This window comes from Streptomyces sp. NPDC088785 (assembly GCF_044750685.1).
GTDB lineage: Bacteria > Actinomycetota > Actinomycetes > Streptomycetales > Streptomycetaceae > Streptomyces.
Genome location: NZ_JBIVKH010000007.1, coordinates 80,103 through 106,203, shown reverse-complemented (window position 1 = coordinate 106,203; position 26,101 = coordinate 80,103). Strand labels below are relative to the sequence as shown.

The window sequence follows — 26,101 nt, the reverse complement described above, 5'->3', positions numbered from 1 at the left end:
GAGATCTCAGCCGAGCCTGAGTTGATGGAGGAACAACAGGGCGGCCGCCATGTTGGCGGCCGGGACCTCTCCTCGGGCGAGCATGTCGGGGACGAGTTTGAGCGGGACCCATTCCCTGCGGTCCGACTCGAAGTCGTCCTGGGGGTGGCCGATGTACGTAGCCTCGTCGGTCCAGTAGATGTGGTGCCGGGCGTCCGTCAGACCGTTGCACGGTTCGACGCTCATCAGGTGCCGCAGCGGTCCCGGCCGCCAGCCGGTCTCCTCCTCCAGTTCCCGGGCGGCCGCGTACGCGATGTCCTCGCCGTCCTCCACGACGCCCGCGGCCAGTTCCCAGCCCCAGCTGTCGGTGATGAAGCGGTGCCTCCAGAGCAGGAGGACCTCGTCCGCGTCGTTGACCACCGTCGCCACCGCCACCGGGCGCAGCCGGATCAGGAAGTGGTCGAGGTGCGCGCCGTTCGGTAGTTCGACATCCGCCAGGTTGACGCTGAACCACCGGTTTTCATACACAGTTTGTTCGTTCTGTTTCGTCCACTGCACGGTTCTGCCACCTTCCGTCGAGTTGATGGCAATATCGCAGCAGTGGCGTGGTCGAGCGCCCCGCGAAAGGGGCTCAGAGCGGCACGCGCAGCGCGCCGTCGATGAGTTCGGCGGCCTCCGCCGTGCCGGCGCAGCCGCTGCGCACCAGGTGTTCGCGGACCGCCCGGAGCCTGTCGCGCAGCCGCTGGGACTCCATGCCCCGGGCGGCCTCGGCCATCTGCACGGCGGTCTCGACGGCCTGTTCCGTGTTCCCCTGCCGGAGCTGGATCTGGCTGAGGACGGCGAGCCGGTGGACCCGGCCGCGGTCGTGCGCGGGCGTGTGCACGGCCTCGGTGGCGTGCTCCTTCGCGCCGGCGTAGTCACCGAGGCTCAACAGTGCTTCCGCCACCTGCACGTTGACGAACCCCGGCTGGACGTACCCCGTCTCGTCCGGTTCGTGGCCGCGCCGGATCCGGTCGGCGGCGGACTCGGCACGCCGGATGCATTCCAGGGCGCTGGTGCCGTCTCCGAGGTGGGCGTACGCCTTGGCCTGCATCGCGTAGAGGTCCGAGGCGAGGGCGGGGGTGATGTGCCGCCCCGCCGCGCGCAGCGCGGCCTCCGCGAAGGCGACCGCCTGCCGGTACTCGCGCATGTGCAGCGACTGGTTGACCAGCAGCGCTATCACGTACGCGCCGAGCCCGCGGTCGCCGCTGGCCTTGGCGAGCCGCAGGGCCTGGTGGAAGTAGCGCTGGGCGAGGCCGTGCGCGTCGGAGTCGTACGCGCAGATGCCGGCGATGGCCACCAGGCCGCCGGTGGCCCGGTGCAGGTCGCGCCCCGTCTCGTCGCCGTAGCCGCCGCGCAGCAGCGGGGCCGCCTCGGTGTTGAGGAAGCCGACGATGCGGATGCGCGTCGCGACGCCGCCCGCCTTGCGGTACATCTGCTCGTAGTGCGTGCGGGCCGAGCGCATCAGCTCCAGGTCGGCGGGGCTGACCTGGTGGCGGCCGCCGCGCGAGACGTCGGTGTCCTCCGGCGGGTTCTCCCACTCCCACACCGGCATCACGGCCGGGGTGCCGGTGACGGCGGGGGCGTCCAGGATGTGCCGTCGCTGCTGCTGGTCCGAGCGCCACAGCGCCGTGGCCCGCTCCACGAACCCGGAGAGGGTGCCGTTGTGCGGGACCGACGGGCGGCCCGGGATGCCGAGGCCGATGTCGTCGAGGGTGACGTGCCGCTGGAGGCGGGCGGCCAGCACCTCGCAGATCAGATCGGGCACCTGACCGCGCGGCCGCTGCCCCTTCAACCACCGTGCCACGGCGGTGTGTTCGTACCTCAGGGCGAGCCCGCGGGCCTTGCCCGCCTGGTTCACATGGGCGGCGAGTCCCGCGTGGGAGACCCCGGCCTCGTCGAGGATCGCGTCGAGCAGGGTGTTGGGCTGCATGGATGCCCTCCGTTGGCTCGGTACCTCCAGATTAAGGCAGTCCGCTTCACACGGGGTGTGATCGGAACGCCCAACTCCGGCCCCGATGCACTCTGTTGCGACCGTTTTCCGCCCGCTTGACTGAACTGCCTCGCAAGAGGCCGGCCGGGCCGCCGGCTCCCCCTCGTACAGCGCGGTGGCCCGAATCCGTGCCGGCCGCCCGCCGTCTGCCCGACCGTCCACGGCGGGCGGCCGGCGTGCCCGGGAGGCGGTGGTGTCACAGGACCGTGTGCACGGTGCGCCCCAGGGGGTCCCCGTGCTGGACCGGCACGCGCCCGCGGTCGTTGCGCAGCACCAGCAGCGCCGCGTCGTCGCCGGGCGGGCCCCCGATGTGCCGCAGCAGGCGGGCGTACACGGCCCGCACCACGGCGGCCGGCGCGACGGTGCGGTCCCGCAGCGCCGCGGTGAGCGCCTCCTGGAACGGGAAGAACCGGCCCCGCGCGTCGCGGGCGTCCTCGATGCCGTCGGTGTACAGCAGCAGGCCCTCCCCCGGCAGCATCCGCCCGCACCGCACCGGCACCGGCTCGGACGGCAGCGGCAGGACCCCGAGCGGCGGCAGCGGATCGCCGCCGGCCAGCTGCTCGGCCCGGCGCACCGCGCCCGGGCGCAGCAGGTACGGCCACGGGTGGCCGCAGTTGAGCGCGTGCACGGCGCCGTCCCGCGCGATCTCCAGGAGCAGGACGGTCACGAACTCCTCGGCGACCGGGTGCTCGGGCGCGACGCCCCCGGCGGCCGGATGCTCCGCGCGCGAGCGCAGCCGCAGGTGCCGGGCGTGGGCGCGCTCCAGCCTGCGCAGCACGCCGCCGAGTGCGGCCTCGTCGTGGGCGGCCTCGCGGAAGCTGCCGAGGACGGCGGCGACGGTGGCGAGCGCGGCGAGCCCGTGCCCGCGGACGTCGCCCATGACGATCCGCACGCCGTGGTCGGTGGCCACGACGTCGTACAGGTCACCGCCGACGGTGGCCCCCCGGTCCGCGGAGAGCCGGCCGGCGGCGAGTGCGAGCCCGTCGATCCGCGGCGGCAGCGGGGGCAGCAGCACGGACTGGGCGGCGCCGGCGACCGCCCGGGTCCGGCGCAGCTCGCGCAGCAGGCCGTGGCGGGCGTGGAGTATCAGCCCGGTGCCCACGGCGAAGAAGACCGCGCTGGTCACGATCCGGGCGCCGAGGCCGGGCTGCTGGGCGAGCGGGCAGGTGAGCTTGTACGTGACGGCGACGGCGCCCCAGACGGTGGGCAGCCCGAGACGCAGGACGCGGCGGAACCGTCGGGGCTGGTCGGTGGCGGGGAAGACTCGGACGGGCGCTCTGGTCTCGGAACGGATCATGCCGACGGCCCCTTAGGTCGTGTCCGCGAAGTCCCGTCTGCCGAGTGACGCCCGGCCCGCCCTCCGGGTGGACGACGGGACTTTGTGGACACGACCCCGGCCCTGTGCAGCGGGCTCACCGGTCGGACCGGCGGCCGCAACGATTCTTGCGACCCGCCGCCGCGCCCGGGCGGGATCGCCGCGAATCCTCACCCGAACGAGTGAGGGGCCCACCCGGTGTCCCGGGTGGGCCCCTCGCGCGTACCGCCGGTCCGGCCTAGGCGCCGCGCAGCACCGCGCCCGTGTTCTCGGCGGCCCGGGCGACCGCGGCGTCGCGGGCGGCGCTGGCCTCCTCGACCGTCAGGGTGCGGTCGCCGGCGCGGAAGCGCAGCGCGTACGCGAGGGACTTCTTGCCCTCGCCGAGCTGCTCCGCGTTCTCGTACACGTCGAACAGGCGGATGCCCTCCAGGAGGTCACCGGCGCCGCCGCGCAGGTGGTGCTCCACGGCGGCGGCCGGGACGTCCTTGTCGACGACGAGCGCGACGTCCTGGGTGGCCACCGGGAAGGTGGAGATGCGCGGCGCCTCGACGGCTCCGTCGCTCGCCCGCTCCAGCAGGTCCAGGTCCAGCTCCATCGCGCTGGTGCGGGCCGGCAGGCCGAGCGCCTTCACGGCGCGCGGGTGCAGCTCACCGGCGTGGCCCACGAGGGTCTTCACCCCGTCGATGACCACGTAAAGCCCGGCGCAGCGGCCCGGGTGCCACGGCTCGTGCTGGTCCTGGTCGACGGCGAGCGCGACGTTCGCCTCCCGCGCGACGATCCGGGCGGCCTCGACGGCGTCGGCCCAGGTCGACGGGTGGCCCTTGCCCCACCAGCCGGCCTGCTCGCGGGCGCCCGCGAGGACGACGGCGACGCGGCGCGGCTGGGCCGGCAGGGCGCTGGTCAGCTCGGCGACCTCCGCGGCCGTGGGACGGCGGTCGACGGGCAGCCGGTCGGCCTTGTGCTCGTCGCCGGTCGGCCGGAAGACCAGGCCGGTCTCGAAGAGCGCCAGGTCGTGGCTGCCGCGGCCGTCGTTGCGGCGCAGCGCGCCGAGCAGGCCCGGCAGCAGCGTCGTCCGGAGCGAGGGCTCCTCGTCGGAGAGCGGGTTGACCAGCTCGACGGTGGTGCGGCGCGGGTCGTCGGCGGCCAGGCCCAGCTGGTCGAGGACGGCCTGCCCGATGAACGGGTAGTTCAGGGCCTCGACATAGCCGGCGCCGGCGAGCGCGCGGCCGACGCGGCGGTGCACCCGCTGGCGCTCGGTCAGGCCCTGGCCGGCCGGGGGCTTGGGCAGGGTCGAGGGCAGGTTCTCGTAGCCCTCGAGCCGGATGACCTCCTCGGCGAGGTCGTTGGGGTCGGTCAGGTCGGGGCGCCAGGACGGCACCGACACGACCAGCTCGTCCTGCCCGTAGACGTCGCAGCCGACCTGCTGGAGGCGGCGCACGACGGTCTCCCGGCCGTAGGCCACCCCCGCGACCTTGTCCGGGTGGTCGGCCGGGATCGTGAGGGTGTGCGGGGCGCCCGGGGAGATGACCTCGGTGACGCCCTCCTCGGCCGTGCCGCCGGCGAGCAGCACCAGCAGGTCGACGACGCGCTGGGCCGCGGCCGAGGCCGCCTGCGGGTCGACGCCGCGCTCGAAGCGCTTGGCCGCCTCGGAGGACAGCCGGTGCCGGCGCGCGGCGCGGGCGATGGTGATGGCGTCGAAGTGCGCGGCCTCGATGACGACGTCGGTGGTCCCGGCGCTCTCGGCGTGGTCGGCGATCTCCGTGTTGGCGCCGCCCATGACACCGGCGAGGCCGATGGGGCCGCGGTCGTCGGTGATGACCAGGTCCTCGGCGTCCAGCGTGCGCTTGACGCCGTCGAGGGTGGTGAGCTTCTCGCCCTGCTCCGCGCGGCGCACGCCGATCGCGCCCTGGACGAGGGAACGGTCGTACGCGTGCAGCGGCTGGCCGAGCTCCAGCATCACGTAGTTCGTGACGTCGACGGCGAGCGAGATCGGGCGCATGCCGGCCTTCTGGAGGCGGCGCTGGAGCCAGATCGGCGAGCGGGCCTCGGGGCTCAGGCCGGTCACGGTGCGCGCGGTGAAGCGGTCGCAGGCGATCGGGTCGGCGACCTGGACGGGGTAGCCGTGCGCGTTGGGCGCGGGCACGTCGAGGAGGGCCGGGTCGCGCAGCGGCAGGCCGTACGCGGTGGCGACCTCGCGGGCGATGCCGCGCATCGACAGGCAGTAGCCGCGGTCGGGCGTGACGGCGATGTCCAGGACCTCGTCCACCAGCTCCAGGAGCTGGACGGCGTCGGTGCCGGCCTCGTGCTCCGGCGGCAGCACGATGATGCCGTGCGTGCCGTCGTCGCCCATGCCCAGCTCGTCGGTGGAGCAGATCATGCCGTGCGAGGTCTTGCCGTACGTCTTGCGCGCGGCGATCGCGAAGCCGCCGGGCAGCTCGGCGCCGGGCAGCACGACGACGACCTTGTCGCCGACCGCGAAGTTCCGGGCGCCGCAGACGATCTCCTGCGGCTCGCCCGTGCCGTTGGCCGTGCCGACGTCGACGGTGCAGAACCGGATCGGCTTCTTGAAGCCCTCCAACTCCTCGATGGTCAGCACCCGGCCGACGACGAGGGGGCCCTTGAGGTCGGCGCCGAGCTGCTCGACGGTCTCGACCTCGAGCCCGACGCCGACCAGCTTGGCCTGCACGTCACGGCCGGTCTCGGTGGCGGGGAGATCGACGTACTCCCGCAGCCAGGAAAGCGGGACCCGCATCAGATCTCCATCCCGAACGGCCGGGTGAACCGGATGTCACCCTCGACCATGTCTCGCATGTCTTCGACGTTGTGGCGGAACATCAGCATTCGCTCGATGCCGAACCCGAAGGCGAATCCGCTGTACTTCTCGGGGTCGACGCCGCACGCGGTCAGCACGCGCGGGTTGACCATGCCGCAGCCGCCCAGCTCGATCCAGCCCTCGCTGCCGCAGGTGCGGCACGGCCGGTCCGGGTTGCCGACGGACTCACCGCGGCACACGTAGCAGACCATGTCCATCTCGGCGGACGGCTCGGTGAACGGGAAGTAGTTCGGCCGCAGCCGGGTCTTCATGCCGTCACCGAAGAGCGCCTGGACCATGTGGTCCAGGGTGCCCTTGAGGTCGGCCATGGTGAGGCCCTCGTCCACGGCGAGCAGCTCGATCTGGTGGAAGACCGGGGTGTGCGTGGCGTCCAGCTCGTCGGTGCGGTAGACGCGGCCGGGGCAGACGACGTAGACGGGCGGCTCCCGGTCGAGCAGCGAGCGGGCCTGCACCGGGGAGGTGTGGGTGCGCAGCACGACGCCGGACTCGTCGCCGACGGTCGCCTCGCGGCCCTCGGGCCCGGCGACGAAGAAGGTGTCCTGCATCTGCCGCGCCGGGTGGTCCGGCGTGAAGTTCAGGGCGTCGAAGTTGAACCACTCGGCCTCGACCTCGGGGCCCTCGGCGATCTCGTACCCCATGGAGACGAAGACGTCCGCGACGCGCTCCATCATGGTCGTCAGCGGGTGGCGGGCACCGGCGGGCGTGCGGTCGTAGGGCAGCGTGACGTCCACGGCCTCCTCGACCAGGACGCGCGCGTCGCGCTCGGCCTCCAGCTCCTCCTGACGGGCGGCGAGGCCCCGGCCGACGGCGGCGCGGGCCTGGCCGACGAGCTTTCCGGCCGCGGCCTTGGCCTGCGGGGGCAGCGCGCCGATCTCCCGGTTCGCGAGCGACAGCGGCGACGTGCCGCCGGCGTGCGCGACCTTGGCCTCCTGGAGCGCTTCGAGCGAGTCCGCGGCGGCGAAGGCGGCGAGCGCCTCGTCGCGGACGCGCTCGATCTCCTCCGGTTTCAGTGCCTCTACCTCGACAGGGTCGTACGACTTGTTCGGTGCCGACATCTCTTCCCGTGCTTCCGATCGGATGGCTGATGGGTCCCGCAGACGCGTTCGACGGCCGTCTCGTGGCAGGGACGCAAACGTGCCAAAGGACGAGTCTAACGGGGGTGAGGTGCACGCATGCGCCCGTGGTGGCCCGGTGCTCAGCTGGTGAGATACGCGGGGGTCGCCACGGGCAGCGTAAATCGGAACCGGGCGCCGCCACCGGGCGCCCGGCCCACGGTGATGGTCCCGCCGTGGACCTCGACGATGCCCTTGACGATGTAGAGCCCGAGGCCGGTGCCGCCGCGCTTGCTGCCCCGCCAGAAGCGGGTGAAGACGCGGTTCATGGATTCCTCCGGGATGCCGGGGCCCTCGTCGCTCACGGTGACCGAGGTGCCCGCGGGGGCGGGCTCGATGTCGATGGTGACGGTTCCCTCGCCGTGCCGCACCGCATTTTCCAGCAGGTTGCTCAGCACCTGGTCGACCTTGTCCGGGTCCGCCCACAGGGCGGGCAGCGGCTGGGTGACCCGCAGCAGGAACCGGTCGGCCGCCTGACCGGCGGCGACGTGGGCCTGGATGTGCCGGGAGACGGCGGCGGCGATGTCGACGGGCTGGCGGCGCACCTCCAGCCGCCCGGAGTCGATGCGGGAGATGTCGAGGAGTTCGGCGATCAGCCGCGTCACCCGGTTCGCGTCGGCGTCGACGGTCTCCAGCATCAGCCGCTTCTGCTCGTCGGTGAACCGCTCCCACTTCGCGAGGAGGGTGGCGGTGAATCCCTTGACGGAGGTCAGCGGCGAGCGCAGCTCGTGCGCGACGGTGGCGATCAGCTCGGCGTGGCTGCGCTCGGTGCGGCGCCGGGCCTCGGTGTCCCGGAGGGAGACGACGACGCGGCGCACGGGTCCGGTGGGCGCGCTGCGTACGTAGCGCGCGGTGACCAGGACCTCCCGGCCGCCGGGGAGCAGCAGATTGCGCTCGGGCTGGCCGATCCGGGTGGCGAGGCCGCCGTAGGGGTCGGTCAGCTGCCACCAGCGCCGGCCCTCCAGGTCCTCCAGGGGCAGCGCGCGCTCCAGCGGGACGCCGATCGCCTGGTCCCGGGAGACGGCGGTGATCCGCTCCGCCGCGGCGTTGAAGCAGACGACGTGGCCGCTCTCGTCGGCGACGACGAGTCCGTCGGGCAGGTCGTCGGGGTGCGCGCCGAGTCCGCCGGGACCGGCGGAGTCGTCCGGGCCGCTCCGGGGCGCGGCCGGACCCCACCGTCCCCGTGCTGCTGGCGAGCCGCTCGTGCCGACGACGCTCATCTCCCCGTATCCCACCTCTCGGCCCGTGGACCCGAGGTGGTCACCCTACTAGCTGACCGTGACGGAACGGCACCCTCCGGAGGCGCGCTGTGCACGGGCGGAGGCGTACAGGCACACGGCGGCGGCCGTCGCGAGGTTGAGGCTCTCGGCCTTGCCGTGGATGGGGACGCGCACGACGGCGTCGGCGAGCGCCCGGGTCTCCTCGGGCAGCCCCCACGCCTCGTTGCCGAAGACCCACGCGGTCGGGGTGCCCATGGTGCCCCGGTCCAGCTCGTCGTCGAGGTCGTCCCCGCCCGCGCCGTCGGCGGCGAGGATGCGCACGCCGGCGGCCTTGAGCCCGGCGACGGCCTGCTCGACGGGGACGCCCACGGCGACCGGCAGATGGAACAGGGAGCCCACGGAGGCCCGGACGGCCTTGGGGTTGTACAGGTCGACGGAGGCGTCGGTGAGGACGACGGCCTCGGCGCCCGCCGCGTCGGCGCAGCGCAGCACGGTGCCGGCGTTGCCGGGGTCGCGCACGTGGGCCAGTACGGCGACCAGCCGGGGCCGGGCCGCGAGGATCTCCTCGAAGGGGGTGTCCAGGAAGCGGCAGACGCCGACGAGGCCCTGGGGGGTGACGGTCGTCGAGATGTCGGCGATGACGCTCTCGTCGGCGAGGTGCACCCGGGCGCCGGTCCGCCGGGCCTCCCCCACGAGGTCGGCGTAGCGCTCCGCGGCCTCGACGGTCGCGAACATCTCCACGAGTCCGCCGTGCGCGGCCGCCTCCCGTACGGCCTGCGGCCCCTCGGCGAGGAACAGCCGCTCCTTGCCCCGGAAGTTGCGCCTGCCGAGCCGTCGCGCGGCGACGACCCGGGACGACTTGGGGGAGATCAGCTCGGGGGCAGCAACCATGGGACTCACCTGGGGAGGAGGCGCCCCTTCAGGGGCGCGGGGAACTGCGCGACCAGCCACAGCCGACTCGCACACGGCACACGGGGGACGACGGTGAACGCAAGCGGACCCGCAGGCCGACCGGCCTGCGGGTCCGAAGCACGGCTCGACCCGGACGTCAGGCAGCAGCCTTGGGCGCGTTGACGTCGGCCGGGAGGGCCTTCTGCGCGACCTCGACCAGCGCGGCGAACGCGTTGCTGTCGTTGACGGCCAGCTCGGCGAGGATCTTGCGGTCCACCTCGATGTTGGCGGCCTTCAGACCCTGGATGAGGCGGTTGTACGTCATGCCGTTCTGGCGGGCAGCGGCGTTGATGCGCTGGATCCACAGCTGACGGAAGTCGCCCTTGCGCTTCTTGCGGTCGTTGTAGTTGTAGACCAGGGAGTGGGTGACCTGCTCCTTGGCCTTGCGGTACAGACGCGAACGCTGACCGCGGTAGCCGCTGGCCTGCTCGAGGATCGCCCGACGCTTCTTGTGCGCGTTTACCGCGCGCTTGACGCGTGCCACTTTGTAACTCCTTGTAGCGGGGCCGGGGTTGTCGTCACCCGGCCCGAATTCGAATAGGTCCCGGTCGGTCGATGCTCAGGGTGCGGGGCACCCCGGCATCACTTGCCGAGAAGCTTCTTGATCTTCTTGGCGTCGCCCGGGGCCATCTCGGCGTTGCCGGTGAGGCGGCGCGTCAGGCGCGACGACTTGTGCTCGAGCAGGTGGCGCTTGCCGGCACGCTCACGGAGCACCTTGCCGGAGCCGGTGATCTTGAAGCGCTTGCTGGCACCGCTGTGCGACTTGTTCTTCGGCATAGCGCCGTTCTCTCCTCGTCAGTGGCGTTCCCGGCCGGTCCGTGCCATGGGCGCGGACCGGCCGCGAGGGAACGTCAGTTGTGTCGGTTCGGTATCCACGGCACACAGGCTGTGTGCCGGCGGATCATGCCTCGGCCGGAGCCTCGGCGGGGGCCTCGGCCTCGGCCTCGACCACGTCCACTTCCTCGGAAGCCTGGTCCTCGGCAGCGTTCTGCGACTTGCCGGGGTTGGCCTTCGCGTCGGCCTTGCGGGCGGCCTGCGCCTCGCGGGCCTCGGCCATGGCCTCGGTCTTCTTCTTGTGCGGACCGAGAACCATGATCATGTTCCGGCCGTCCTGCTTCGGGTTCGACTCGACGAAACCGAGGTCCTCGACGTCGTTCGCAAGGCGCTGGAGCAGTCGGTAGCCGAGCTCCGGCCGGGACTGCTCACGACCACGGAACATGATCGTGATCTTGACCTTGTCACCCTGCTTGAGGAACCGGACGACGTGACCCTTCTTGGTGTCATAGTCGTGCGGGTCGATCTTCGGCCGGAGCTTCATCTCCTTGATGACCGTGTGCGCCTGGTTCTTGCGCGCCTCACGGGCCTTCATGGCCGACTCGTACTTGAACTTCCCGTAGTCCATGAGCTTGCAGACGGGCGGACGGGCTGTCGCCGCCACCTCGACCAGGTCGAGGTCGTACTCCTGAGCAAGCTCAAGGGCCTTGGCAAGCGGAACAATCCCGACCTGCTCGCCGCTGGGACCGACAAGTCGCACTTCGGGAACGCGAATCCGGTCGTTGATGCGGGGCTCGGCGCTGATGGATCCTCCTCGGTAGCACCACACGACGGCCTGGCGGACCGCCGCGTAACGTCTGTTACGTAGTACCAACCGCGCCGAAGCACAAAAAATGCCCCGGACGGTACACACGGGGGGCTCCAAGAACTACCGGAGCACCGCCACGGTGAACCGCGGGGCGCGCTGTCCGACGGTTCCATCGTCCGTACGGAACGATGGGGACCGCCTGACCGGTGACCCGCCGCCCTGTACGGGCAGCCAGGTGGGAGATCGGAGCCTCCACTTGTGGGCCGGAGCACGCAGGTGTCCGGCCGGTCGTTACACAAGGTTAGCAGCTCTTGGGGGGTGCGCCCAACCGAGTGGGCGGCGGCTTATCGTGGGGCCCATGAGTGACGCCATCCCCGCGGCCCTTCCGGCCGATTCCCCCGAGACCCCCGACTACGACGCGCTGACCCGCGACATCGCCGAGGTGCCCGCCGTCGAGGTCATCGTGACGGTGGCGGTCAACCTGATGAGCGCCGCGGCGGTGAAGCTGGGCCTCACCGAGGAGGGCGACGCCCACAAGGACCTGGACGAGGCGCGCAAGCTGATCCACGCCCTCGCCGGGCTCCTCGACGGCAGCGCGACCGAGATCTCGTCCTTCCACGCGGCACCGCTGCGGGACGGCCTGAAGTCGCTCCAGCTGGCGTTCCGCGAGGCGTCGATCGTGCCGGACGAGCCCGGTCAGGGCCCCGGCGAGAAGTACACGGGCGCCGTCTACGGCTAGGGCCCGGCTCCGTCACGCACGTACGTACAAGGGCTCGCCCGCGAGGGACGCCCCGGCCGGCAGCAGTGCCAGGTCGAGGCCCTTCGTGAGGCGGGCCCGCAGCGTCTCGTCGGCGGCGAGCGCGCCGGCCACCGCCCGCGCCGCGTCCTGCACGTCGACGTCCGGGTCCAGGACCAGGGCCAGCGTGCCGTCCGCCGGCCCGGGGCCGAGGTGGGCGCGGGCCACCTCCGGCCGCGCTGCGACCACCGCGCGCACCGCGTCCCGGACGGCCGGGTCGGCCAGCGGATCCACGCTCGTGCGGCCCTCGGCGAGCGCGTACAGGGCGGCGCCGGTCAGCTCGTAGGGCACCGGGCCCGCGAGGTCGAGGACGACCGTGTCGGCCTTCTCGTGGGCGGCGGCCTGGAGCGCCTGGTGCAGGGGCACGGCGACCGGCCGGGCCGCGGGGTCCCACAGCGCGAGGGACGCGGTGGAGGTGAAGGCGGGGAGCGCGGTGCGGGCGCCCGCCCTCAGGGTCGGCACCGCCATGTCGCTGGTCTTCTCGCGGCGCAGGCCGTTCTCGTCCTCCTCGACCTCGCCGAGGACCGCGACCACCGGCACCAGGAGCCGGGCGCCCCGCAGGGCCGCGAGAACCGGGCCGTGGGCGGTCCTGTCCTGCGCCCAGGCGGCCAGCGCCTCGGTCAGGCGGGGGTCCGCCGAGCCGTCGTCGTCGGAGAAGCCGGGGTCGGGAATGTTCTTGTTCGCCACGTCGACCGACCCTACCGAGGCCCCGGCCCGGGGTGCGCACAGGGCACTCCCGAGCGGCCTCGCCGCCACTACCGTCCACGGGACGGCGCGGACGCACGACGCGGGCGCGCCGGTCGCGCAGCCGTCCGCCGCCGAAAGGGGTTCCTCCGTGTCGTCGTCCTCCGCCGTGCCCGCCGTGCCCGCAGTGCCCGCCGTCGACCGGGACGCCCGGCTCGCCGACGCCGTGCGCGGCCTGGCCGGGTCCTTCTCCGTCGCCGCCCTCGACGTGTCGGCGGGGACCGGTGCCGCGTACGCCACCGACGACGGCGCGGCCTACGACACCGCGAGCATCGTGAAGGTCGACGTGCTGGCCGCGCTGCTGCTCCGGGCGCAGGACGGCGGGCGGGCGCTGACGGACCGGGAGCGGACGCGCGCGGCCGCGATGATCCGGCGCAGCGACAACCCGGCGGCCAGCGCGCTGTGGGACACGATCGGCGGGGCGGACGGACTCGACGCCGCCAACGAACGGTTCGGCCTGACCCGGACCCGCGGCGGCGACGGGCCGCTGTGGGGGCTGACCCGGACCACGGCGGCCGATCAGCTCGTGCTGCTCCGGCAGGTGTTCGGCACCGACGACGACCCGGTGCTGGACGCGGACGCGCGCGCGTACGTCCAGCGCCTGATGGCGGGCGTCGAGGCCGGCCAGCGCTGGGGGGTCTCGGCGGCGGGCGGCGCCGGGCCCGCGCTGAAGAACGGCTGGCTGCGGCGGAGCACCACCGGGCTGTGGGTCGTCAACAGCGTCGGGCGGGTCGGCGTCGGCGGGAAGCGGTACCTGATCGCCGTGGTCTCCGCCGGGAGCGCCACCATGGACGCCGGGATCGCGCTCGTGGAGGCGGCGGCGCGGGCCGCCGTGGCCGCGCTCAGCGACGCCGCGTGAGCCGGTGGCCGCGCCACAGGTAGACGGCGACGCCCAGCAGGACGACGCCGAGTCCGCCCGCGACGAGACCGACCCAGGTGGCCTGGCCGGTGTCGGCGGGGGCGGTGGGGCCGGCCCCGAAGTACCGCTTGCCGTAGGCGGCCGGCTTTAGCCCCTCAGGCCGCAGGGAGCGCGCCGCGGTGATCGCCGCCGCGGGGTCGATCATGCCGAAGCCGCGGGAGTCGTCGCGGCCGCCGGCGGGCGGGTCCTGGGCGGTGTCCTCGACGAGCTGCTTGATCTGGGCGGGGCTCAGGCCGGGGTGCGCGGCGCGGATCAGCGCGACGGCGCCGGAGACGAAGGCCGACGCGGCGCTGGTGCCCCAGGCCGCGTAGTACTTGCGGTCGGGGTCGGCGGTGACGATGTTGCGGCCGGGCGCGGCGACGGTGGCGTACCAGCGGCGGGTGGAGAACGAGGCGCGGGAGCCGGTCGCGTCGACGGCCGTGGCGCTGATGACGCCCGGGTAGGCGGCCGGGTAGGAGATGTGGTCGCCCTTCTCGCCGCCGTTGCCCGCCGAGGCGACGACGGAGACGCCCTTCTTCAGCGCGTACTGGATGGCGTCGTCCTCTCTCGCCTCGGCGTGCGCGGTGGACGAGTCGTCGCCGAGCGAGAGGTTGATGACGTCGGCGCCGTGGTCGGCGGCCCAGCGGATGCCGTCGGCCAGGGCGTCGCCGCGGCTCTCGCGGGCCTTGGCGCGGTCCGGGTCGCCGTCCTCCAGGATCACCCGGACCGGCAGGATGGTGGCCTCGGGCGCCACGCCCATGACGCCGTCGCCGTGGTCCTTGCCGTGGCCGTGCCCCGCGATGACGCCCGCGATGGCGGTGCCGTGGCGGGCCCAGGGGCGGTCGCCGCGCCGCGCGCCGAAGCCGATGAGGTCCTTGCCGGTGGTGACGTTGCCCTTGAGGTCGGGGTGCCGGTCGTCGACGCCGGTGTCCAGGACGGCGACGGTGATGCCCTTGCCGCGGGTGGTGCGCCACACCTCCTGGGTGTGCAGGGCGCTCAGGCCCCACTGCTGGGCGCGGACCGAGTCGGCGTGCGCGGCGGCGGGGACCAGCGCGAGGGCCGCCGCCGTCGTGAGGGCGGCGAGGGTGCGGGCGCGGTTCATGACGGCTGCTCCGTGGACTGCTTGCGGACCGCTTTGCGCAGGCCGCGTTCTATCCGGTCGGCGATGCCCTGTGCCTCGTTGCCCAGGCCCGCCTGGGCGGGGGCGGTGGTGGCGCCCGTCTTCATGGCGTCGGCGGCGGGCTGCGGGTCGGAGACGGCGCGGCCGTCGGCGAAACCGGAGACCGCGTAGACCACGACCGGGGCGTCGGTCAGCACGTTGAGGGTCCAGGACGCGCGCTGGGCGTCGCCGAAGTCCGCTGCGACGGTGCCGGGGGCCGCGTACGGGCGCGGCATGAGGTCGGCGCGGCGGTCGAGGCCCTGGTCGGTGAAGCGGGTGCGCAGCGCCTGGGTGGCCTCCTCGTCGGCCCGGGTGAAGAGCAGGCCGACCGTGGTGACGTTGCTCTGGGTGGCGTCGGTGTAGGTGGCGCGCAGCAGGCGCAGGCAGCCGACGGAGCCGAGGGCCTTGTGCAGGAGCGGGTCGAAGGCCGTGGCGCAGCCGCTGTCGGGGGCCACGGCGATCCGGGTCCAGGTGCGGCCGGCGCCGCCGGGGCCCGCTCCCCCGCCCTGGAGGGTGCGCGGGAAGAGCTGGTCGACGGGGATGCTGTGCCACAGCTCCCCGGCCCGGTTGTAGACGCTGTGCGCGGAGACGGCGCCCTCGCCGTCGTCGCCGGTGAGCAGGGAGCCGGTGGCGGCGCCGCCGAGGAGGCCGAGGCCGAGCACGAGGCAGGCGGCGGCCGCGGCGAGGCGCGGGGCGAGCCGGGCCCCGATGGGGCGCAGGCGCGTGGTGCGGTCGTCGTAGTGCTCGGGCGGCGCGAACCGGACGAAGGGCCGGCCGGCGGTGCCCGGGACGGGGGTGAGGTCGACGGCGCCGACGGGCCGGCGCGGCGGGGGCGGGGCGACGGGGGGCCGTGGGGGCGCGGGCGGGACGCGGCGCAGGCGGGTGGTCGTCTCGGTGGTGAGGGCGGCCGGGATCTCCGGTGGCAGGGGGCCCGGGTGCACGGGGGCGCCCTGGGGGACGTGGACGCCCTGGGGGACGGTGGTGCCGGTGGTGCCGGTGGCCCGGGCGGGGCCCGGGGGGTACGGCTGCGGGCCGGGCGGCGGGGTGTCGGGGAAGCGGGCCGACGGGGCCGGGGGTGGCGGGGTCGGCGGCAACGGGGGTACCTCGGGCGGGAGTCGGGGGCCGGTGGCCTGCGCGGGGCGCGGCGGTACCGGGGGGCGCGGGGGCTCTGACGGGCGCGGCGGGACGCGTCGGGCTTCCGTACTCATGCCTCCCCGTTTCCTCAGCCTGCGTGCGCGTCACTCTAACGGGCGCGGCCGGGCGGCACGGAGCGCAGCCCGCACACCCGGCCGATCTGCCCGGAACATCCCCCTACCCTGCGGTAATCGAGTCTGGCAGGCTTCGGACATGACACCCCGTGCAGCCGACCGCGCCCGCTTCGACCGGGCCACCGCTCATCTCGACGCCCCCGTGGCGATCGTCGACCTGGACGCCTTCGACGCGAACGCCGCCGATCTCGTGCGGCGCGCCGCGGGCAAGCCGATCCGGGTGGCCAGCAAGTCCGTGCGCTGCCGCGCCCTGCTCGAACGGGTGCTGGCGCGCGAGGGGTTCGCCGGCCTCATGTCGTTCACGCTCGCCGAGTCGGTGTGGCTGGCGCGGTCGGGCTTCGAGGACGTGCTGCTCGCGTATCCGTCGGCGGACCGCGCCGGGTTCGCGGAGCTGGCGCACGACCCGAAGCTGGCCGCCGCGGTGACGGTGATGGTCGACGACCCGGCGCAGCTGCGGCTGATCGACGAGGCCCGGGACGGCGGCACCGAGGAGATCCGGGTCTGCCTCGAACTCGACACCTCGCTGCGGATGCTGGGCGGGCGGGTGCGGGTCGGCGCGCTGCGCTCCCCACTGCGCACCCCGGCCCAACTGGCCGATCTGGCACGGGTCGTGGCCCGGCGGCCGGGGTTCCGGCTGGTGGGAATCATGGCGTACGAGGGGCATGTGGCCGGGGTCGGCGACGCGGTGGCGGGGCGGCCGGTGCGGTCCCGGGCGATCCGGCTGATGCAGTCGGCCGCGCGCCGGGAGCTGGCGGCGCGCCGCGCCGAGGTGGTGCGGGCGGTGCGGGCGGTGGCGCCGGACCTGGAGTTCGTGAACGGGGGCGGCACGGGCAGCGTGCAGCACACGGCGGCCGAGGACGCGGTGACCGAGATCGCGGCCGGGTCGGGGCTGTACGTGCCGCGGCTCTTCGACAACTACACGTCGTTCAGCGGGCGTCCGGCGGCCCTGTTCGCCCAGCCGGTGGTGCGCAGGCCCGGGGTCGGTGTGGTCACCGTGCTCGGCGGCGGCTATCCGGCGTCGGGCGCGGCGGGCCCGGACCGGCTGCCGGTGCCGTATCTGCCGGAGGGGCTGCGCTACGACGGTCAGGAGGGACCGGGCGAGGTGCAGACGCCGCTGCTCGGCGCCGCCGCCGACGATCTGCTGATCGGCGACAAGGTGTGGTTCCGGCACGCGAAGGCCGGGGAGCTGTGCGAGCGGTTCGAGGTGCTGCACCTGGTGTCCGGGGACGCGGTGACCGAGACGGTGCCGACCTATCGCGGTGAGGGCTACACGTTCCTGTGAGCGGCCGGGGCCGCGGCGGGTGCGCCGCGGCCCCGGTGCTCCGGGCTAGTGGACGGTGTCCGCCTGGTCGGGCACGACGGAGCCGTCGGCGCGCAGGAGCGGGCCGAGGCCGCCCCGGGGCCTGTTGTACGCGGCGGTCGAGCACGGGTACGTGCCGGTCCTCGGCGGCAGCGGCTCGATGAACATGGGGTTGGCGACCCAGCGTCCGTCGGCGTCGTCGTAGGCCCGGCACATGATCTCGGTCTTGTTCCGGTTGAGCACGAGGTGGGCGCCGGTGGCGTCGCCGACGAAGGTCACGTCGGTGTCGGCGTCCCCGCCGCCGAGGGCGATGCGCCGCTCCGGGCGCTGCTTCTCCCAGGCGGCCCTGCCGTGGATCCCGTAGATGTCCTGGTTGATCCAGCAGCGCTTGCCGTCGATGTAGGGGATGGCCGCGCCCCGGGTGCGGCCGGTGCCGCCGCAGCCCTCGTTGTACGTCGTGATGCGGCCCCGGCGGTCGAGCACCGAGCGGATGGCGATGGTGTGGGCGCGGTCGATGCCGACGCCCCGTGACCAGACCTCGGTGACGGGCTCGGAGCCGGCGGAGACGATGTAGACGTCGAACCCGGCCCGGCGGAGCGTGCGGATGAGGTCGCGCTGCTGCTCGTAGTAGCGGACGTAGGCGGGGAGGGTGTGGGTGCCGAGGGTCAGGGTCGCGCCGACGGGGGCGGCGAGCGCCTGCCTGCGGGCGGCGGCCGCATAGGACTCCAGCTCGGGGACGGTGTGGCCGGCGAACAGCTGGGGCACCCAGGCGTACTGGGGCACGGTGCGGCGGTGGTTCCAGTCGCCCGCGAAGGCGGCGGCGCCGCTCATCGTCGTCCCGGACTCGCGGATGTTGAAGATCTCGTCCGTGCAGTCGGTGTCGGTGGACGTGGGCAGCGGGGTCCCGGCGGGGACGGCGGTGCCGCAGGCGGCGGTGAGCGCCCTGTCGGCGTCGTCGGTCAGCCAGGCGCTGGTGCTCTTCCAGCTCGCGGGGCGCAGGATCCTGTCGTGGGTGAGGGCCCAGGCGAGGGTGGCGTCGGTGACGTCGTTCTTGACGACGGTGTTGTCCCAGTCGAACGCGGCGACCGGGCGGGGGCCGCGGTGGCCTCCGCAGGTGCCGCGTTCGTCGATCGTTCTCTGGAGCCGGGCCCGGTTGTCGCCGTACCACGGCAGCTTCGCGGAGAGCCGGGGGCAGGACCGGGCGGAGGTGGGGGGAGCGGACGTGGCGGCGGCCGCAGGAGAGACGAGAGCCGTGGCCACCAGAGCGGCGACCACGGCCGAGGTCCACGCGGCAACATTCCTGTTACGCATGGCTCGGGACGGTACACCTCCCGCCCGGCTCCCCTACAGAGGCGTGACGTAGGCCCCCGAGATCCCGCCGTCCACCAGGAAGTCGGTGGCGTTGACGAACGAGGCGTCGTCGCTGGCCAGGAAGGCGACGGCGGCGGCGATCTCGTCGGCGGCGGCGAACCGGCCGACCGGAATGTGCACCAGGCGGCGGGCGGCGCGCTCGGGGTCCTTGGCGAACAGCTCCCGCAGCAGCGGGGTGTCGACCGGCCCCGGGCACAGGGCGTTGACCCGGATGCCCTCGCGGGCGAACTGCACGCCGAGTTCGCGGGACATGGCGAGGACCCCGCCCTTGGACGCGGTGTAGGAGATCTGCGAGGTGGCCGCGCCCATCCGGGCCACGAACGACGCGGTGTTGATGATGGAGCCCCTGCCCTGGCGCCGCATGTAGGGGATGGCGGCCTTGCAGCACAGGTACACGGAGGTGAGGTTGACGTCCTGGACGCGCTTCCACGCCTCCAGGCCGGTGTCGAGGATGGAGTCGTCGTCGGGCGGGGAGATGCCCGCGTTGTTGAAGGCGACGTCGACCGAGCCGTAGGTGTCGAACGCGGTCCGGAAGAGGGCGTCGACCTGTCCGGCGTCGGTCACGTCGACGCGTACGAAGGTGCCGTCGACGGCTTCGGCCGCCTTCTTCCCGGCGCTCTCGTCGATGTCGCCGCAGACGACGTGCGCGCCCTCGGAGGCGAGCCGGCGGGCGGTGGCGAGGCCGATGCCGCTGCCCGCGCCGGTGATGACGGCGGTGCGGCCGACGAGGCGGCGGCAGATGGTGTCTTCGCTCATGGGTGTGTTCAGACCTCCGTGCTGATGAAGACGTTCTTGGTCTCGGTGAACGCGGCCAGCGCGTCGGGGCCGAGTTCGCGGCCGAGCCCGGACTGCCGGTAGCCGCCGAAGGGGGTGCAGTAGCGCACGCTGGAGTGCGAGTTGACCGACAGGTTCCCGGCCCGCACGCCCTGGGAGACGCGCAGCGCGCGGCCGACGTCGCGGGTCCACAGGGAGCCGGCGAGGCCGTACTCGGTGGCGTTCGCGAGGCGTACGGCGTCGGCCTCGTCGTCGAAGGGGAGCACGACCGCGACCGGCCCGAAGACCTCCTCGACGGCGACGGGCGCGTCGGCGGCGGTGTCGGTGAGGACGGTCGGCGGGAACCAGAAGCCCGCGCCCCCGGGGGCGCTGCCGCGCAGGGCGGCGGCGTCCTCGTCGACGTAGGAGCGGACCCGCTCCAGCTGGGTCCGGGAGATCAGCGGGCCCATCTGGGTCTTCTCGTCGGCGGGGTCGCCGACGACGACGGCCTCGATGGCCGGGGCGAGCAGTTCCAGGTAGCGCTCGTACACGGGGCGCTGGACGAGGATGCGGGTGCGGGCGCAGCAGTCCTGGCCGGCGTTGTCGAGGAAGGACAGGGGGGTGGCCCGGGCCGCCGCCTCCAGGTCCGCGTCGGCGAAGACGATGTTGGGGCTCTTGCCGCCGAGTTCGAGGGTGAGGCGCTTCACGCGGTCGGCGCAGGCGGCCATGATCTGCTTGCCGACCCGGGTGGAGCCGGTGAAGACGATCTTCGCGACGCCGGGGTGCTCGACGAGGGCGGCCCCGGCGACCGGTCCCGCGCCGGGCAGCACCTGGAAGAGGCCCTCGGGCAGTCCCGCCGCCAGGGCGAGTTCGGCCAGCCGCAGCGCGGTGAGCGGGGTGGTCTCGGCGGGCTTGAGGAGCACCGCGTTGCCCGCGGCGAGGGCGGGGGCGGTGCCCCAGGCCGCGATCGGCATGGGGAAGTTCCAGGGGGCGATGACGCCGACCACGCCGAGCGGTTCGAGGAGGGTGATGTCGAGGCCGCCGGCGACCGGGATCTGGCGGCCGGTCAGGCGTTCGACGCCGCCGGCGGCGTAGTCGAGGAGGTCGCGGACGTTACCCGCCTCCCAGCGGGCGTTGCCGAGGACGTGGCCGGCTTCCCGCACCTCCAGCCGGGCGAGTTCTTCGAGGTGGTCGTCGACGGCGGCGGCGAAGCGGCGCAGCAGCCGGGCGCGGTCGGCGGGCGCGGCGGCGGCCCAGCCGCGCTGGGCGGTGTGCGCGCGCCGGACCGCCGCGTCGACGTCCGCGGGGCCGGCGGCGGGGACGGTGGCGACGACGTCCTCGGTCGCCGGGTTCAGTACCTGGAGCACTGCGGGTTCCTGGGGCACTGCGGGTTCCTGGGGCACAGGGGGTTCCTCACATGCGTTCGAAGGAGCGGCGCAGCTCCCAGTCGGTCACCGCGGCGTCGAACGCGTCGAGTTCGACCCGCGCCATGTTGCGGTAGTGGGCGACGACCTCGTCGCCGAACGCGGCCCGGGCGACGGGGCTGTCCGCCCAGAGGCCGGCGGCCTCGCGCAGGGTGGTGGGGACGTGCCCGTAGCCCGCCGTGTAGGCGTTGCCCGCGCAGGCGTCGGGGAGGGCGAGCTCGTTCTCGACGCCGTGCAGGCCGGCGGCGACGAGGCCCGCGACGGCGAGGTAGGGGTTGACGTCGCCGCCGGGCAGCCGGTTCTCGAACCGCAGGGAGCGGCCGTGGCCGACGACGCGCAGCGCGCAGGTGCGGTTGTCGTGGCCCCAGGCGACGGCGGTGGGGGCGAAGGAGCCCGGCTGGAAGCGCTTGTAGGAGTTGATGTGCGGCGCGTAGAGGAGGGAGAAGTCGCGCAGCGCGGCGAGCTGCCCGGCGAGGAAGTGCCGCATCAGCTCGGACATGCCGGAGCCGTCCGCCATCGCGTTGGCCCCGTCCGCGTCGGTGAGGGAGAGGTGGATGTGGCAGGAGTTGCCCTCGCGCTCGTTGTACTTCGCCATGAAGGTGAGCGAGACGCCCTCCTGGGCGGCGATCTCCTTGGCGCCCGTCTTGTAGATCGCGTGCTGGTCGCAGGTGACCAGGGCCTCGTCGTAGCGGAAGGCGATCTCGTGCTGGCCGGGGTTGCACTCGCCCTTGGCGGATTCGACGGTGAGGCCCGCGCCCGCCATCTCGTTGCGGATCCGGCGCAGCAGGGGTTCGACGCGGCCGGTGCCGAGGACGGAGTAGTCGATGTTGTACTGGTTGGCCGGGGTGAGGCCGCGGTAGTTGGCGTCCCAGGCCTGTTCGTAGGTGTCCTTGAAGACGATGAACTCCAGCTCGGTGCCGACCTGGGCGGTGAGTCCGAGGGCGGCGAGCCGGTCGAGCTGGCGGCGCAGGATCTGGCGGGGCGCGGCGACGACGGGGGTGCCGTCGTCCCAGGCGAGGTCGGCGACGAGCATCGCCGTGCCGGCGTTCCAGGGGACGCGGCGCAGGGTGGCGAGGTCGGGGCGCATGGCGAAGTCGCCGTAGCCGCGCTCCCAGGACGACATCGCGTAGCCGTCGACGGTGTTCATCTCGGCGTCCACCGCGAGCAGGTAGTTGCAGCCCTCGGTGCCGTGCTCCAGGACCTCGTCGAGGAAGAAGGGGGCGGCGAACCGCTTGCCCTGGAGCCGGCCCTGCATGTCGGGGAAGGCCAGGACGACGGTGTCGATCTCGCCGCCCGCGACGAGGGACCGCAGTCCCTCGACGGAGAGCGGGGGTGTGCGGTCTGCCACGGGATGGTCCTCCTCGATTGCACCATGAGGTCGTGCGAGGTGATACGGCATAAGGTATGGGCCGCAACCATTGGTTGGGAAGGGGATCAGGGCTCATGTCGCGCACGGATGCGGACGGCGGGCTCGCGACCGTGCTGCGGCCGGTGCGGGCGGGCAACGGCTTCGAGGAGGCGCTGGAGCAGATCCTCCAGGTGGTCCGGCTCGGTCTGGTGCCGGAGGGCGAACGGCTGCCGTCGGAGCGGGAGTTGGCGCGCCGGCTCGGGATCAGCCGGGTGACGCTGCGCGAGGTCCTGAAGGTCCTCCAGGACCAGGGGCTCGTCGAGGCGCGGCGCGGCCGTTACGGCGGGACGTTCGTGCTGCCGCGCCCCGGGGCGGGCGGCGAGGACGAGCTGCGGCGCCGGATCGCGGGGGTCGACATCGAGGACGTGCTGCGCTTCCGCGAGGTCCTGGAGGTCGGGGCGGCCGGTCTGTGCGCGGCCGACGGGCTCGACGGCGCCCGGGCCCGGCGGCTGCGGGACGCGCTCGCGCGCACCCGTGACGCGCGGCTCGCGGACTACCGGCGCCAGGACACGCTGTTCCACCTCACCCTCGCCGAGCTGTCCGGTTCGCCGACGCTGGCGGGCGGGTACGCGGCGGTGCGGGCGAGCGTGAACGACCTGCTCGACTGCATCCCGCTGCTGGTGCGGAACCTGGAGCACTCCCAGCGCCAGCACACGGCCCTAGTGGAGGCCGTGCTGGCCGGGGACGCCGACGGCGCGCGGGCGGTGACGCGCGAGCACTGCGCGGGGACGGCGGCGCTGCTGCGCGGTTTCCTGGCCTAAGGTCGCGATCCGTGCCATGGAATCGGACGCGGATCCCGCATGCTGAACGTCCCGGTGTGCGGCGCGACGATCTCGTAGCCTCTGGTGTCCCTGTCGCACAACAGAGGTCGGGAGCACAGCGCCATGGTGAGCAGGCCGTTGATCGGCATCAGCACCTACCTGGAGAAGAAGGCCAGTTGGGGGGTGTGGGAACTGCCCGCGACGCTGCTGCCCGCCGGTTACCCGCAGCTGGTGCAGTCCTCGGGCGGGCTCGTCGCGACGGTGCCGCCGGACGACGCCAGGCACGCGCCGTCCGTGGTGGCCCGGCTGGACGGACTGATCATCGCGGGCGGTCCCGATGTGGCGCCCGAGCGGTACAGGGCGGAGCGCGACCCGCGCACCGGCCCGTCCGCCGAGGAGCGCGACACCTGGGAACTGGCCCTGATCCGGGCCGCGCTGACGTCCGGCACGCCGCTGCTCGGCGTCTGCCGCGGGATGCAGCTGCTGAACGTCGCGCTCGGCGGCACCCTCACCCAGCACCTCGACGGTCATGTCGTGGCGACCGGGGTCTTCGGCCGGCACACGGTGACGCCGGTGCCGGGCACGCGGTACGGGGATCTGGTCCCGGAGCCGTCCGAGGTGCCGACCTATCACCATCAGGCGGTGGACCGGCTCGGCAGGGGCCTGGTCGCCTCCGCCCACGCGGACGACGGCACCGTCGAGGCCGTCGAGCTGCCCGGCATGTCCTGGGTGATCGGGGTGCAGTGGCACCCCGAGATGGGCGAGGACAAGCGCGTCACGCAGGGGCTGGTGCGCGCCGCGGGCACCCCGCACGGGTTCTAGGGGCCTGGCTCAGCCGGTCCGGGTCAGTCCCAGCAGGTCGCGTGCCGGGCCCGTCGGCCGGTGGCCCGCGGGCCACACGGCGCGCAGGGCGCGGGTCAGCGGGGTCGCGTCCAGCGGGATCTCGACCAGGCGGCGGGCGGTCAGCTCCTCGCCGACGGCCAGCTCGCTCAGGACCGAGGGGCCCGCGCCGCTCACCGCGGCGGCCTTCACCGCCGTCGTGGAGGACAGTTCGATCAGCGGGCGGGCGAGGCCGCCCAGCGCCGCGTCCAGGACCTGCCGGGTGCCCGAGCCCTCCTCGCGCAGGATGAGCGCGGTCGCCGCCAGCTCGTCCGGCGCCAGCGGCCTACGCCGCCGGGACCAGGGGTGGCTGGGCGCCGTCACCACGACCAGCCGGTCGTGCGCGATGACCGTCGAGTCCAGGCCCGGCGGGACGGTCAGGCCCTCGACGAACCCGAGGTCCGCCTCGCCGGCCAGCAGCCGCTCGGCGACCACCGCCGAGTTCCCGGCCAGCAGCGAGACGGCGGTGTCGGGGCGCGCGGCCCGCAGCGCGAGGAGCCAGCGCGGCAGCAGATACTCGGCGATCGTCATGCTCGCCGCCACCGTGAGCCGTGAGTCGCGGCGGTCGCGCAGCGCCTGCGCGCCCGCGTCGAACTCCTCCGCCGCCGCGACGATCCGGCGCGCCCAGTCGGTGACCAGGGCGCCGGTGCCGGTGAGCCGGGAGCCGCGCGGCGAGCGGTCCACCAGGGCCAGGCCGAGCGTCCGCTCCATGGAGCGGATCCGGCTGCTGGCCGCCGGCTGGGTGATGCCGAGTTCGCGCGCGGCGGCGCCGAGGCTGCCGAGCCGCGCCACGGCGAGGAGCAGTTCGAGCGCGCCGAGGTCGGGGACGCGATGGGCGAGCAGCCCGGGCGGCGGGGCCTCCCGGCCCGGCTGCCGCCCCGCCCCCGCGTCCGGTCCCTGCCGCTCCGCCGGTTGCTGCCGCCCGTCACTCATAAGGCCAGGTTATGCCCTGATACAGGGAACGCCCCTGGTGGGGGGTGGTCCCCCGGCGCATCGTGAAGTCATGGTCACCGCTGTCCAGCCCCGCTCCGTCCCCGCCTCCCGCGTCCGCTTCGCCGCCGTCCGCCACCTGGGCCCCCACTGGTACGCCTCCGTCATGGGCACCGCGATCGTCGCCAACGCGGGTGCGACCCTGCCCGTCGGATTCCCGGGGCTGCGCACGGGCCGCACGGTGGTCTGGGCGCTGTCGTGCGTGCTGCTGCTGGCGCTGCTGACCGCGCGGGCGCTGCACTGGGCCCACCACCGCGACCGGGCGCGGGCCCATCTCCTCGATCCGGCGGTGGCGCCCTTCTACGGCTGCCTGTCGATGGCGCTGCTGGCCGTCGGGGCCGGGACGCTGCTCGTCGGGCGGGACTGGATCGGCCCGGGCGCCGCCCTGGCCGTCGACACCGTGCTGTTCGTCGCGGGCACGGCCGTGGGGCTCGCCGCCGCCGTCGCGATCCCGTACCTGATGGTCGTGCGGCACCGGATCGGGCCGGGGCAGGCGTCACCGGTGTGGCTGCTGCCCGTGGTCGCGCCGATGGTGTCGGCGGCGGTCGGCCCGCTGCTGGTGCCGCACCTGCCGGCCGGGCAGGTCCGGGAGTCCTTCCTCCTCGCCTGCTACGCCATGTTCGGGCTGAGCCTGCTGGCGACGCTGACGATGCTGCCGGTGATCTTCGCGCGGCTGGTCACGGCGGGCCCGCTCCCGCTGGCCCTCACCCCGGCCCTCTTCCTCGTCCTCGGTCCGCTGGGCCAGTCGACGACGGCCGCCACCAAGTTCGCGGACGTCGCGGGCGGCGTGCTCCCCGTCCCGTACGCGCACGGCCTCTCGGTGTTCGCGGTGCTCTACGGGGTGCCGGTGACGGGGTTCGCGCTGCTGTGGCTGGCGCTCTCCGTGGCGCTGGTGGTGCGGGCGCGGCGGGCCGGGATGGGGTTCGCGATGACGTGGTGGGCGTTCACGTTCCCCGTCGGGACCTGTGTCACCGGCGCGGAGGGCCTGGGCAGGCACACGGGCCTCGCCGTGTTCGACGGGCTGGCGCTCGTGCTGTACGCGGCCCTGGTCGCGGCCTGGGCGGTCGCGTCGGTTTGTACGGTGCGGGGGCTGTTCGACGGGCGGCTGCTCGCGCCGCCCGCCCGTACGTGACAGCGGCCGTCAGCGCGCGCGGGCACGGTGCCGCCGGAGCGGGGCGGGGCGGCGCGGTACGGTGCGGGGCGGCGCGGCGCGGCGCGGTGCGCGGGGCGGCGCGGTGCGGGGCTGCGCGGGGCGGCGCGGTGCCGCTCCGGCCGGCCCGGATGCGGCAGCCGCACGGCGCGCCCCGGCGCGCCTCCGCGCCGCTC

At 74.2% G+C, this 26,101-nt stretch carries 24 protein-coding genes; 6 read left to right on the top strand and 18 right to left on the bottom strand.

What is annotated here, in order from left to right:
* Nucleotides 1-6: 6 nt before the first annotated feature.
* From ACIP5K_RS20915 to infC, 10 genes are all read right to left on the bottom strand, one after another.
* Entirely contained in the window at nt 7-537 is a 531-nt protein-coding gene (locus ACIP5K_RS20915; protein ID WP_401411517.1) for an NUDIX hydrolase, read from the bottom strand.
* Between the two features lie 73 nt (nt 538-610).
* On the bottom strand, nt 611-1,951 hold the full coding sequence (locus ACIP5K_RS20910) for a transcriptional regulator (RefSeq protein ID WP_401411516.1): 1,341 nt from the start codon (nt 1,949-1,951) through the stop codon (nt 611-613).
* Nucleotides 1,952-2,207: 256 nt separating this feature from the next.
* Complete coding sequence (locus tag ACIP5K_RS20905; RefSeq protein ID WP_401411514.1) at nt 2,208-3,308, bottom strand: PP2C family protein-serine/threonine phosphatase; 1,101 nt, start codon at nt 3,306-3,308, stop codon at nt 2,208-2,210.
* A 256-nt stretch (nt 3,309-3,564) separates the two neighbouring features.
* The gene (gene pheT, locus ACIP5K_RS20900; protein WP_401411512.1) at nt 3,565-6,078 is read right to left on the bottom strand and encodes a phenylalanine--tRNA ligase subunit beta; all 2,514 of its coding nucleotides are present in this window, start codon (nt 6,076-6,078) and stop codon (nt 3,565-3,567) included.
* Complete coding sequence (gene pheS / locus ACIP5K_RS20895; protein ID WP_401411510.1) at nt 6,078-7,214, bottom strand: phenylalanine--tRNA ligase subunit alpha; 1,137 nt, start codon at nt 7,212-7,214, stop codon at nt 6,078-6,080. The genes pheT and pheS overlap by 1 nt, the downstream gene beginning before the upstream one ends.
* 140 nt (nt 7,215-7,354) lie before the next feature.
* Entirely contained in the window at nt 7,355-8,491 is a 1,137-nt protein-coding gene (locus ACIP5K_RS20890; RefSeq protein WP_401411508.1) for an ATP-binding protein, read from the bottom strand.
* Nucleotides 8,492-8,539: 48 nt separating this feature from the next.
* Entirely contained in the window at nt 8,540-9,382 is an 843-nt protein-coding gene (locus ACIP5K_RS20885; protein WP_401411506.1) for a TrmH family RNA methyltransferase, read from the bottom strand.
* Nucleotides 9,383-9,539: 157 nt separating this feature from the next.
* Entirely contained in the window at nt 9,540-9,926 is a 387-nt protein-coding gene (gene rplT / locus ACIP5K_RS20880; RefSeq protein ID WP_189976603.1) for a 50S ribosomal protein L20, read from the bottom strand.
* A 98-nt stretch (nt 9,927-10,024) separates the two neighbouring features.
* The gene (rpmI, locus tag ACIP5K_RS20875; RefSeq protein ID WP_003947156.1) at nt 10,025-10,219 is read right to left on the bottom strand and encodes a 50S ribosomal protein L35; all 195 of its coding nucleotides are present in this window, start codon (nt 10,217-10,219) and stop codon (nt 10,025-10,027) included.
* Between the two features lie 124 nt (nt 10,220-10,343).
* Nucleotides 10,344-11,045: a translation initiation factor IF-3 gene (gene infC, locus ACIP5K_RS20870; protein ID WP_401411855.1), complete on the bottom strand. Its 702-nt coding sequence runs from the start codon at nt 11,043-11,045 to the stop codon at nt 10,344-10,346.
* Between the two features lie 337 nt (nt 11,046-11,382).
* Here infC and ACIP5K_RS20865 point away from each other — a divergent pair, with 337 nt between their 5' ends.
* Complete coding sequence (locus ACIP5K_RS20865; RefSeq protein ID WP_401411504.1) at nt 11,383-11,763, top strand: DUF1844 domain-containing protein; 381 nt, start codon at nt 11,383-11,385, stop codon at nt 11,761-11,763.
* 12 nt (nt 11,764-11,775) lie between these two features.
* Here ACIP5K_RS20865 and ACIP5K_RS20860 read toward each other — a convergent pair whose 3' ends face one another.
* The gene (locus ACIP5K_RS20860; protein WP_401411503.1) at nt 11,776-12,507 is read right to left on the bottom strand and encodes an SseB family protein; all 732 of its coding nucleotides are present in this window, start codon (nt 12,505-12,507) and stop codon (nt 11,776-11,778) included.
* Between the two features lie 148 nt (nt 12,508-12,655).
* Between ACIP5K_RS20860 and ACIP5K_RS20855 the strand changes: the two genes are divergently transcribed.
* On the top strand, nt 12,656-13,423 hold the full coding sequence (locus ACIP5K_RS20855; protein WP_401411502.1) for a serine hydrolase: 768 nt from the start codon (nt 12,656-12,658) through the stop codon (nt 13,421-13,423).
* Here ACIP5K_RS20855 and mycP read toward each other — a convergent pair.
* A complete protein-coding gene (gene mycP, locus ACIP5K_RS20850; protein ID WP_401411500.1) occupies nt 13,407-14,564 on the bottom strand; it encodes a type VII secretion-associated serine protease mycosin in 1,158 nt (385 codons plus the stop codon). The two genes, ACIP5K_RS20855 and mycP, sit on opposite strands and share 17 nt — an antisense overlap.
* Nucleotides 14,561-15,715 (bottom strand): hypothetical protein, encoded by a 1,155-nt coding sequence (locus ACIP5K_RS20845; RefSeq protein WP_401411499.1) that lies wholly within the window; start codon nt 15,713-15,715, stop codon nt 14,561-14,563. Before ACIP5K_RS20845 ends, mycP begins: the two co-directional genes overlap by 4 nt.
* A gap of 253 nt (nt 15,716-15,968) precedes the next feature.
* Here ACIP5K_RS20845 and ACIP5K_RS20840 point away from each other — a divergent pair, with 253 nt between their 5' ends.
* On the top strand, nt 15,969-17,171 hold the full coding sequence (locus ACIP5K_RS20840; RefSeq protein WP_401411497.1) for an amino acid deaminase/aldolase: 1,203 nt from the start codon (nt 15,969-15,971) through the stop codon (nt 17,169-17,171).
* A gap of 45 nt (nt 17,172-17,216) precedes the next feature.
* Here the strand turns inward: ACIP5K_RS20840 and ACIP5K_RS20835 are convergent, their stop codons facing one another.
* The 4 genes from ACIP5K_RS20835 to ACIP5K_RS20820 are packed head-to-tail and all read right to left on the bottom strand — an operon-like array spanning nt 17,217 to nt 22,085.
* A complete protein-coding gene (locus tag ACIP5K_RS20835) occupies nt 17,217-18,500 on the bottom strand; it encodes a haloacid dehalogenase-like hydrolase (protein ID WP_401411495.1) in 1,284 nt (427 codons plus the stop codon).
* A gap of 33 nt (nt 18,501-18,533) precedes the next feature.
* Nucleotides 18,534-19,316, bottom strand: coding sequence for a 3-oxoacyl-ACP reductase (locus tag ACIP5K_RS20830; RefSeq protein ID WP_401411494.1), 783 nt, complete (start codon nt 19,314-19,316; stop codon nt 18,534-18,536).
* An 8-nt stretch (nt 19,317-19,324) separates the two neighbouring features.
* Entirely contained in the window at nt 19,325-20,680 is a 1,356-nt protein-coding gene (locus ACIP5K_RS20825; RefSeq protein ID WP_401411492.1) for an aldehyde dehydrogenase family protein, read from the bottom strand.
* A 46-nt stretch (nt 20,681-20,726) separates the two neighbouring features.
* Nucleotides 20,727-22,085, bottom strand: a complete 1,359-nt coding sequence (locus ACIP5K_RS20820) for a glutamine synthetase family protein (protein WP_401411491.1) — start codon at nt 22,083-22,085, stop codon at nt 20,727-20,729.
* Nucleotides 22,086-22,180: 95 nt separating this feature from the next.
* Between ACIP5K_RS20820 and ACIP5K_RS20815 the strand changes: the two genes are divergently transcribed.
* Together ACIP5K_RS20815 and ACIP5K_RS20810 are read left to right on the top strand one after the other, a co-directional pair.
* Nucleotides 22,181-22,906, top strand: a complete 726-nt coding sequence (locus tag ACIP5K_RS20815) for a FadR/GntR family transcriptional regulator (RefSeq protein ID WP_401411489.1) — start codon at nt 22,181-22,183, stop codon at nt 22,904-22,906.
* Between the two features lie 123 nt (nt 22,907-23,029).
* Nucleotides 23,030-23,728, top strand: coding sequence for a gamma-glutamyl-gamma-aminobutyrate hydrolase family protein (locus tag ACIP5K_RS20810; RefSeq protein WP_401411487.1), 699 nt, complete (start codon nt 23,030-23,032; stop codon nt 23,726-23,728).
* Nucleotides 23,729-23,737: 9 nt separating this feature from the next.
* On the opposite strand, the gene ACIP5K_RS20805 is transcribed toward ACIP5K_RS20810, so the two are convergent.
* On the bottom strand, nt 23,738-24,718 hold the full coding sequence (locus ACIP5K_RS20805) for a LysR family transcriptional regulator (RefSeq protein ID WP_401411486.1): 981 nt from the start codon (nt 24,716-24,718) through the stop codon (nt 23,738-23,740).
* 70 nt (nt 24,719-24,788) lie between these two features.
* Between ACIP5K_RS20805 and ACIP5K_RS20800 the strand changes: the two genes are divergently transcribed.
* On the top strand, nt 24,789-25,907 hold the full coding sequence (locus ACIP5K_RS20800; protein ID WP_401411484.1) for a TDT family transporter: 1,119 nt from the start codon (nt 24,789-24,791) through the stop codon (nt 25,905-25,907).
* Nucleotides 25,908-26,101 lie beyond the last annotated feature (194 nt).